Origin of the sequence: Microvirga tunisiensis, assembly GCF_009296175.1 — a bacterium.
Taxonomy (GTDB): Bacteria; Pseudomonadota; Alphaproteobacteria; order Rhizobiales; family Beijerinckiaceae; genus Microvirga; species Microvirga tunisiensis.
The window spans coordinates 157,105-166,240 of sequence record NZ_VOSK01000002.1; the positions used below are offsets into that span (position 1 = coordinate 157,105).

At 62.2% G+C, this 9,136-nt stretch carries 7 protein-coding genes; 1 reads left to right on the forward strand and 6 read right to left on the reverse strand.

Annotated features, from left to right (window positions below; translation table 11 throughout):
• Positions 1 to 4: 4 nt before the first annotated feature.
• Positions 5 to 829, reverse strand: a complete 825-nt coding sequence (locus FS320_RS01925; protein ID WP_152708908.1) for a polyphosphate kinase 2 family protein — start codon at positions 827 to 829, stop codon at positions 5 to 7.
• Between the two features lie 187 nt (positions 830 to 1,016).
• On the opposite strand from FS320_RS01925, the gene FS320_RS01930 reads away from it, so the two are divergent.
• The gene (locus tag FS320_RS01930; protein WP_152708909.1) at positions 1,017 to 1,652 is read left to right on the forward strand and encodes a glutathione S-transferase family protein; all 636 of its coding nucleotides are present in this window, start codon (positions 1,017 to 1,019) and stop codon (positions 1,650 to 1,652) included.
• Between the two features lie 2 nt (positions 1,653 to 1,654).
• On the opposite strand, the gene ligD is transcribed toward FS320_RS01930, so the two are convergent.
• The 5 genes from ligD to FS320_RS01955 form a co-directional block, all read right to left on the reverse strand.
• Positions 1,655 to 3,235 (reverse strand): non-homologous end-joining DNA ligase, encoded by a 1,581-nt coding sequence (ligD, locus tag FS320_RS01935; RefSeq protein WP_152708910.1) that lies wholly within the window; start codon positions 3,233 to 3,235, stop codon positions 1,655 to 1,657.
• A 210-nt stretch (positions 3,236 to 3,445) separates the two neighbouring features.
• The gene (locus tag FS320_RS01940) at positions 3,446 to 5,095 is read right to left on the reverse strand and encodes an ABC transporter ATP-binding protein (RefSeq protein WP_244626916.1); all 1,650 of its coding nucleotides are present in this window, start codon (positions 5,093 to 5,095) and stop codon (positions 3,446 to 3,448) included.
• Between the two features lies 1 nt (position 5,096).
• A complete protein-coding gene (locus FS320_RS01945) occupies positions 5,097 to 6,239 on the reverse strand; it encodes an ABC transporter permease subunit (protein ID WP_152708911.1) in 1,143 nt (380 codons plus the stop codon).
• Positions 6,240 to 6,247: 8 nt separating this feature from the next.
• On the reverse strand, positions 6,248 to 7,168 hold the full coding sequence (locus FS320_RS01950; protein ID WP_162002761.1) for an ABC transporter permease subunit: 921 nt from the start codon (positions 7,166 to 7,168) through the stop codon (positions 6,248 to 6,250).
• An 85-nt stretch (positions 7,169 to 7,253) separates the two neighbouring features.
• The gene (locus FS320_RS01955) at positions 7,254 to 8,840 is read right to left on the reverse strand and encodes a peptide ABC transporter substrate-binding protein (protein ID WP_152708912.1); all 1,587 of its coding nucleotides are present in this window, start codon (positions 8,838 to 8,840) and stop codon (positions 7,254 to 7,256) included.
• Positions 8,841 to 9,136: the final 296 nt, after the last annotated feature.

Here is a 9,136-nt window from a genome sequence, read left to right on the forward strand (position 1 = left end):
TGATTTACGTGATCTTGAAGTCTCCCGGCTTCCAGGAGACTTCCGGATATTGCGGGTCCATCTCCTCGAGGGTCGCCTTGACGATGGTCGCAATCGCCGCATTGCGGACCCATTTCCGGTCGGCGGGGATGATGTGCCAGGGCGCCCATTTGGTTGAGCAGCGATTGAGCATGATCTCGTAGGCGTCCTGGTACTCGTCCCAGTGCTCCCGGTCTTCCAGATCGCCCGGGTTGAACTTCCAATGCTTCGCCGGGTCGTCAAGACGCTCCTGAAGCCTCTCCTTCTGCTCATCTTTCGAGATGTGCAGCATGAATTTGAGAATGGTGGTGCCGTTCTCGGCGAGCATCTTCTCGAACGCATTGATCTGGTCGTAGCGCTGCTCGACGACCTTTTCAGGCGCAAGCTTGTGCACCTTGCCGATCAGAACGTCCTCGTAATGGGATCGGTTGAAGATGCCGATGGTGCCGCGGCGAGGGGCGGCCGCATGGACGCGCCAGAGATAATCGTGCTCCAGTTCGAGCCGCGAGGGCGGGCCGAAGGCATGGACCGACACGCCGAGAGGTCCGGTCGCGTTGAAGACGCTGCGGATCGTTCCGTCCTTGCCCGACGTATCCGTGCCCTGGAGGATCACGAGCAGGGCGCGGGCGCCCTCCGCATAGAGCCGGTCCTGCAGGGTGTCGATGTCCTTCGCGAGGGCGGCCGTGGCGGCCTTGGTTTCCTGCTCGTCGCCGAAGAGGGACTTGTCGCGCGGATTGCGGTCCCGCAGCCGGATCTTCTCGCCGGGTTCGACTCGGAGCTTTTTCAACACGGCCTGTTCCTGATCAGCCATTCCCGATCCTCCACCTCTCCAGGACGATAGGGCATGCCGGCGGGAAAGGAAGATTGGGATCGTCGCGGATGCGCTTTTCAAAGAGTGGAGCATCGGATTAGTCCCAAAAGTGCATTCCACTTTCGGGGTCGATGCTCTAGCAGGACTTACCGGAGTTCTGCCACTCAGGATGGAAGAGGCTGCCACGATGCTTTCACTCTACTACTACCCGGGCAATGCCAGCCTGCTGCCGCATATGATGCTGCGGGAGATCGGCGCCGAGTTCGAGCTGCGCCTCGTCGATCGGGGGCAGAATGCCCAGAAAAGCCACGAGTATCTCAAGCTCAATCCGAGCGGACGCATCCCGGTCCTGATCGATGGCGACCTGGTCCTGTTCGAGACCGCCGCCGTCGCCCTGCATCTTGCCGACAAATTCCCGGAAGCGGACCTTGCTCCCGCCGTTGGAACGGCGGAGCGGGCCGAGTTCTACAAATGGATCATCCGCCTCACGAACACGCCGCAGGTGGAGTATCGCGCCTGGTTCTATCCGCACGAGCACGTGACCGACGAGGCCGCGGCACCGACCGTCAAGCAGGCGGCCAACGAGCGTCTCAACCGCATGTTCGACGTGATCTCCGAGCAACTCGGCGACAGGACATGGCTGCTCGGCGAGCGATTCTCCGCCGCCGATCTCTTCCTGTTCATGCTGATCCGCTGGGGCCGAGGCCTGCCGCGCCCGCCGCGCAGCATCCCGAACCTGAACGCGCTTGCCGAGCGTGTGCTGGCGCGACCCGCTGTTCAGAAGGCGCTCGAAGCGGAAGGGATCAAGGCTCCGATCTTCTGACGCTATTTCTTTCGCGAGGACCGCTTCGACGTCTGTCGCTTAGGCAGCACCTGATCGACCTTGGTCATCTCTGCCCAGGGATCACGCTTCAGCGAGGCAAAGCGCTTCCCTAAATTCTCGACGGTGAAGCCGTTGGGTTTGAGAGTTGGCGACAGCTCCTCCCAGGCGACCGGCGTCGCCACGGGAGCGCCGGGCCGCGAGCGGGTGGAGTAGGGCGCAACCGCCGATGCCTCGCGGTTGTTGCGCAGGTAATCGATGAAGATGCGGCCCTCACGCTCCTGCTTGACGGAGGTGGTTGTATAGCGATCCGGCTCATCGGCCGCCATGGCTTCGGCGATCTCCCGCGTAAAGGCGAGCGCGTCCTTCCATAGTGCCTTCGGCTTGATCGGCACGACCACGTGCAGACCCTTGCCGCCGGTCGTCTTCACGAAACTTTCCAGCCCAAGTCCCTTCAGGCGCTCGCGGACGGCGACCGCGCCTTCGATCACGCGCGGCCATTCCACTCCTTCGCCGGGATCGAAGTCGAAGATGAGGCGATCGGGCCGTTCCAGGTCGGCCAATGTCGCACCCCAGACATGCATTTCCAGCACGCCCGATTGGACGAGCGCGACGACGCCCTGGATATCGGTGACCGTCAGGACCTCGTGCTTGCCTGGTCCGTCGCTCACCATGTCCGCATGGATGAAGGAACTCATGCCCGCCCAGGAGTGACGCTGAACAAAGCACTTCTTCTCCGCGCCTCCAGGGCAGCGGATGAGCGTGAGGGGACGGTTGACCAGATGTGGCAGAAGCCAATCCGCGATCCCACTATAGAACTCCGCGAGCTCCTGCTTGGTGACGCCCTGATCCTCCCACAGCACGCGGTCGGGATGCGTGAGGGGAACACCGGCGACCTCGGTCTCGCCGGCTTTTGTGGATTTGCCAGTCGAGGAAGCTCGCTTGGCCGGCTTTTCTGTCTTCGCAGGTGCGGCTTTCTTCGGGGGAGCTTTCCGCTTCGCGGGGCTCTTCGCCGTGTGACCCGGAGCAATCTCCTCCAGCGAGCGGCCTGTTTTCACCGACAGAGGCGCCTCATCGAGAATGTCCGGATCGTCTTCACTGCGCGCATCGGCATCGTCGGCTTTGATCAGGAGCCAGGGTTCCTGTCGTTCGCGCGGGCGTTTGGCCATGCGGACGAGATGCCATGTCCCGTTCAGCTTTTCGCCCTCGAGGCGAAAGGTGAGGCGGCCTTTCTCGTAACCTTCGTGAGGATCGCCTTGAGACTCCCACGTCCCGCGATCCCACAGCATAACGGTGCCACCGCCATATTGGCCGTCAGGAATGGTGCCTTCGAAGTCGCCATAATCGAGCGGGTGATCCTCGACATGGACCGCAAGGCGCTTTTCGCCCTTGACGAGACTTGGTCCCTTCGCGACCGCCCAGCTTTTCAGAACGCCGTCGAGCTCAAGGCGGAAATCGTAGTGCAGGCGGGAAGCGTCGTGCTTCTGGACGACGAAGGATGCCCCTCGCCGGCGGGTGGTCTTGCCCGCCGGCTCGGAGGTTTTGGTGAAGTCGCGCTTGGCGCGATAGGCTGCGAGCTTTGCCATGGCGCGGAGTCAAATCCGCGCCCTGCAATCTGGTTCCAGCCTCCGAGGCTGGCTCATCGATCAGCTCTTCCCTGAGCCCTCATCCTGAGGGGATTGCGCGAGCAATCCGTCTCGAAGGACGAGGGCGTCCCCAGAGACTACTGAATCCTCCTTCGAGACGATGCTTCGCACCTCCTCCGGGTGAGGTCGAGAGGATTATGAGCCGGACTCTCAGGAGGCCAGGGGCTGGGTTGCCGCCTCGGCCGTGCCGCGCTCGGTCAGGAAGGCGGCCGCGATCAGGTCGCGGGTGTATTCCTCCTGCGGCCGGTCGAAGATCTCCTCGGCCGTGCCGCGCTCCACCACCTTGCCACTCTTCATCACCATGATCTCGTCCGAGAGCGCGCGCACGACCGCGAGGTCGTGGCTGATGAAGATGTAGGCGAGGCCGTGGGCCTTCTGCAGGTTGCGCAGCAGTTCGACGATTTCCTTCTGGACGGAGCGGTCCAGAGCCGAGGTCGGCTCATCGAGAACCACGAGCTTCGGATGGAGGATCATGGCGCGGGCGATAGCGATGCGCTGACGCTGGCCGCCGGAGAACTCGTGCGGGAACCGGTTGCGCCAGGCTGGATCGAGCTGAACCTCCTCGAAGGCCTGGGCCGCGCGCCGGTCGCGCTCCTTGCGCGAGATGCTGGGCTCATGAACGAGAAGACCCTCGGTCACGATTTCGCCCGCCGTCATGCGTGGCGAGAGAGAGCCGAAAGGATCCTGGAATACGAGTTGCAGGTGTCGCCGTATGGGACGCATCCCACCCCGGTCGAGGGGCATGAGGTTGCGGTCCTCGAACCGCACCATGCCCGACGCGGGCTGCAGGCGCAGGATGGCGCGGCCGAGGGTGGACTTGCCCGAGCCGGATTCGCCGACGACGCCCACCGTCTCACCAGTTCGAACCCTCAGGCTCACATCGTCAACAGCCCGAAGCACGTGAGTAGCCCTGCCGAAGAAGCTCTTTTCGAGCGTGAACTGAACCGCAACGTTTCTCGCATCGAGCACCATCGGGGCCGTGGACGCGACCGGCTCCTTGCGGCCGGTGGGCTCGGCATCGATCAGCATTCGCGTATAGGGATGCTTCGGCGCCGCGAAGATGTCGTCGGTGAGGCCGCTTTCGACCACCTCGCCGCGCTTCATCACATAGGTGCGGTCGGCAAAGCGGCGCACGACGCCGAGATCGTGGGTGATGAACACGATCGACATGCCGAGACGCTTCTGCAGATCCGCCAGAAGCTCCAGAATGCGGGCCTGGACGGTCACGTCGAGCGCGGTCGTCGGCTCGTCGGCGATCAGCACGTCCGGGTTGTTGGCGAGCGCCATGGCAATCATCACGCGCTGACGCTGGCCGCCGGACATCTCGTGCGGATAGGCGTCGATGCGCCGGGCCGGGTCCGGAATGCGAACGAGCTCCAGAAGCTCGATGGCGCGCTTGCGGGCCGCAGCCTTGCTCAGGCCGCCATGGGTCGTGAGCGGCAAGGCCAGCTGATCCCCGATCTTGTAGAGCGGATCGAGGGAGGTCATCGGCTCCTGGAAGATCATGGTGAGCTTGGAGCCGCGGTAGTGGTTGAGCCTGCCGGGAGAGAGGCCCACCAGTTCGTCGCCGCGATACTTGACCGAGCCTTCGGCCCAACCATTCGACGCGAGGAGACCCATGACGGACATCATGGTCTGGCTCTTGCCCGATCCGGACTCGCCGACGATGGCGACGGTCTCGCCCGGATTGATGTTGAGGTCGATGCCCTTTACCGCATGCAGAATGCCGTCACCGGTGCGGAATCGGACGTGAAGGTTGCGGACGGAAAGAACGGGTTCGGCCATAGTGGCGTCCTTCATGTCAGCGATCCTTCGGGTCGAGAGCATCGCGCAAGCCGTCGCCGATGAAGTTCAGGCAGAAGAGGATCGCGACAAGCGTGATGGAGGGATAGATCAGCATCCAGGTGGCGCCCTGGATGTTCTTGGCGCCTTCCGAGATCAGCACGCCGAGGCTGGTATTCGGCTCCTGAACGCCGAGGCCGAGGAAGGAGAGGAAGCTCTCCAGAAGGATCACCTTCGGCACGAGAAGCGTCATGTAGACGACGACGGGCCCAAGCGTATTGGGGATCACGTGGCGGCGGATGATGCCTTTGGATTCGACGCCCAATGCCTCGGCGGCCTGCACGTATTCCTGGCGCTTGATGGAGAGCGTCTGCCCGCGAACGATCCGGGCCATGTCGAGCCACTCGACGGCGCCGACGGCAATGAACATCAGCACGAAATTGCGGCCGAAGAACACGACCAGCATGATCACGAAGAAGATGAAGGGCAGCGAGTAGAGAACGTCGACGATGCGCATCATCACGAGGTCGACGCGCCCGCCGAGATAGCCGGACGTCGCGCCATAGATCACGCCGATGAGGATAGCGACGAAAGTGGCGAGCAGGCCGATCGCAAGCGAGACCTGGCCTGCCTTCATGGTGCGGGTGAGAAGATCGCGTCCATTCGTGTCCGTGCCGAAGAGGAAATGCTGCCGCTTCATGGGGACGTCGACGACAAGCCGCTGGCCTTCCTGCTGCTTCTCGACGACGCGGGCCGGTCCGAACAGGTCCGAACGCTCGAAATAGGCGAGCAGCCGCTCGTCGATCGGGCGGGCGCTGGAGCTCACGAGCGTCATGTGAACGACATCGTTGTCGATCGTGATGTTTTCGGCCTTCGCGCGAACGCGGGCGCCGATGCGCTCGATATTGGGCTCGATCTGGTCGGCCTTCGGGTACGCCTCCAGGCTCGCCGGCACCTTCACGTAGTCCGGGTAGACCCGGTCGAAGGGGTGGCCCGTAAAGAACGGCCCGAAGATGCAGGCGAGCGCGATCAGACCCAGCACGATGATGGAGGTGAGCGCAGCCCGGTTGCGGACGAGACGTCCGCGGGCCTCGGCCCAGAGGGAGCGTCCGGTGATCGGGCCTGTCACGGTTTCGATAGGAAGAACGGCGCCTTCAGCCATGGGAGATCTCACTCGTAGCGAATGCGCGGATCGATAAGGGCGTAGAGGATATCGACCACGAGGTTGAAGAGCAGAACGAAGATGGCGACCACCACGACGGTTCCCATGACGAGGGTGTAGTCACGGTTGAGCGCGCCTTCGACGAAGTAGCGTCCGATGCCCGGCAGGCCGAAGATGGTCTCCACCACCACGGAACCGGTGAGCAGAGCGGCTGCCGCCGGTCCGAGATAGGACACCACGGGCAGGGCGGCGCCGCGCAGGGCATGAGCCACGATCACCCGCGTGGGCAGGCCCAGCGAACGCAGGGTGCGGATGTGGTTGGAGCGCAGGTTCTCGATCATGGCGGCGCGGGTCATGCGCGAAACCACCGCGATCTGCGGCAGAGCCAACACGAGCACGGGCAAGATGAGATTGCGTAAGTTTCCGTTGGCCCAGCCTGCCACCGGCAGCCAGGCAAGGGCTAGGCCGAAGACGATCTGGAAGATCGGCGCTACGACGAAGTTCGGGATGGTCAGGCCCAGCGCGCCCGTGCCGGTGACCAGGTAGTCGATGGTGCTGTTCTGGCGCAAAGCCGCGATGGAGCCGAGGGTGCCGCCGACGATGATGGCGAAGGAGAGGGCCAGGGCGCCCAGCGTCATCGAAATCGGCAGGCCGCGGGCGAAGAGCTCACTCACCGAGAAGTCGCGCAGGATGAAGGACGGACCGAAATCGCCCCGCATCACGGCACCAAGATAGAGCCAGTATTGCTCGATCAGCGGCTTATCGAGCTGATAGATCCGGTTGAGGTTTTCCATCACCTTGGCCTCGAGAGGCCTCTCCAGATCGAACGGGCCGCCTGGGGCGAGCCGGATCAGGAAGAACGAGATGGTGACGATGATGAATAGGGTAGGGATGGCCGACAAGAAACGGCGAAAGATGAAGGAGAGCACGGAAAGCTCCTCCTGCTGCTACAGCATAACAGTAATAGAATAGGGCGGCCTGACAAGCAGACCGCCCCCCTTATCAGATTTATTTTTACTGCGTCTTCGACAGGTACCGCGTCGGATAGACGCCCCGGGTGTTCTGCACGAAGCCCTTGATCTTCGGCGAGATCAGGTTGCTCTTGCCGTAGTACATGATCGGGATCCAGGGCATGTCCTTCATGAGGATCGCCTCGGCCTGCTTGAGCATGTCGGCGCGCTTCTTCAGATCGAGTTCCTTGGCTGCGTTGTCGAGCAGCTTGTCGAACTCCGGATTGTTGTACTTGCCGTAGTTGAAGCCCTTGTTGTCGCTCTTGAGGAGGAACAGGAAGTTGTTCGGATCCGAGTAGTCGGCGATCCAGCCGTAGCGGGCGACGTCGAAATCGCCGCCATCACGCAGGTGGGCAAAGTGGGTCTTGCCGTCCGTGTTGATGAAGGAGGTCTCGATGCCCGCCTGCTTCCACTGCTCGGAGATGGCGATCACCGTGTTCCGGTTGTTGTCCGTGGTGTTGTAACGGATCTCGACCTTCAGCGGCTTGCCGGCACCGAAGCCTGCTTCCGTAAGGAGCTTCTTGGCGGCGTCCTCACGGTCGATCGGCGACTGGTCCTTGTAGGTCATGTAGGCCGGATCGCCGTAATTGCCCACGCCCGGAGGCATGAACGAGTAGCCCGGCTGCATGGTCTGACCCCAGATCTGCTCCGCGATGAATTCGCGGTCGACCAGCATGGACAGAGCCTGACGCACGCGCACGTCGTTGAACGGAGCCTTGGAGGAGTTCACGACCATGTACCAGGTGCCGAGATACGGGCCGAGGCGGACCTGATCCTTGAAGCGCTCCTTGAGCGACTTCATCTGGTCGGCCGGCACGTCATCGGTGGTGTCGAGTTCGCCGGCCTCGTAGCGGCGGACCATCGCGGCGAAGTCCGGGGTCGGGAAGTAGTTGACCGTATCAATCTGGACGTTCTTGGCGTCGTAGTAGTTCTCGTTCTTGGCAAGCTTGATGTGGGAGTTCGGCACGAACTCGACCAGCTTGTAGGCGCCGTTCGTCACCATGTTGCCCGGCTTCACGAAGTCCTTGCCGAACTTCTCGACCGAGGCCTTGTGCACAGGCTGGCTGGTCTGGTGGGTCAGCAGCTCGATGAAGTAGGGGGTCGGCGACTCGAGGGTGATCTCGACGGTCTTGGCGTCGAGCGCCTTCACACCGAGCTCCTCGGGCTTGCCCTGGCCCTTGTTGATCTTCTCGGCATTCTTGATGGGATACAGGATGTTGGCGTATTTCGCGCCGGTCGCCGGATCCATGATGCGGCGATAGGAATAGACGAAATCTTCCGCCGTGACCGGATCGCCGTTCGACCACTTCAGGCCGTTACGAAGCGTAAAGCGGTAAGTCTTGCCGTCGTCGCTGACTTCCCATTTTTCGGCCTGGCCGGGAACGGCTTCGCCCTTGGCGCTGTAGGTCACGAGGCCTTCGAGCATGTCGCGCAGGATGTGGGATTCCTGGACGGTCGAGGTCTTGTGAGTGTCGAGCGTTTCGGGCTCGCCTGAATTGGCGCGGTTGTAGACGACTTCAGCCGACGCGGCGCCCATGAGGGCGGCCGTGGCGACGGCGGCAAGAGCCGTGCGTTTGATCCATGATGACATCGGACGCGTTCCCTTTCTGATTTTATATGGAAGTCTTGGAATTATCTCGATCAGAGCCGGTAGGGCAGTGACCTTGCCCTATTTGTTGATCAATCAACTGTTTATGTCCAGTACTATCCCTTAAGGCGTCAAAACCCGATCAACAACAAAGGCTTAAGCCCCTGAGGAGTAATAGGGGCAAAACCGTTGGCGATCACGCTAAGGAGCAGCGGTCGCTGACCAGATCTGCCAGGCGCGGGACGGCTGGCGCATCAGCAATTCCCAGTCTATCGCCAAGATAGCTCCAGAATGACACT

What these genes read in the sequence shown, in the direction of transcription:
- FS320_RS01925 (WP_152708908.1), bottom strand. Translation starts at nt 829, where the DNA reads ATGGCTGATCAGGAACAGGCCGTGTTGAAAAAGCTCCGAGTCGAACCC.
- FS320_RS01930 (WP_152708909.1), top strand. Translation starts at nt 1,017, where the DNA reads ATGCTTTCACTCTACTACTACCCGGGCAATGCCAGCCTGCTGCCGCAT.
- ligD (WP_152708910.1), bottom strand. Translation starts at nt 3,235, where the DNA reads ATGGCAAAGCTCGCAGCCTATCGCGCCAAGCGCGACTTCACCAAAACC.
- FS320_RS01940 (WP_244626916.1), bottom strand. Translation starts at nt 5,095, where the DNA reads ATGAAGGACGCCACTATGGCCGAACCCGTTCTTTCCGTCCGCAACCTT.
- FS320_RS01945 (WP_152708911.1), bottom strand. Translation starts at nt 6,239, where the DNA reads ATGGCTGAAGGCGCCGTTCTTCCTATCGAAACCGTGACAGGCCCGATC.
- FS320_RS01955 (WP_152708912.1), bottom strand. Translation starts at nt 8,840, where the DNA reads ATGTCATCATGGATCAAACGCACGGCTCTTGCCGCCGTCGCCACGGCC.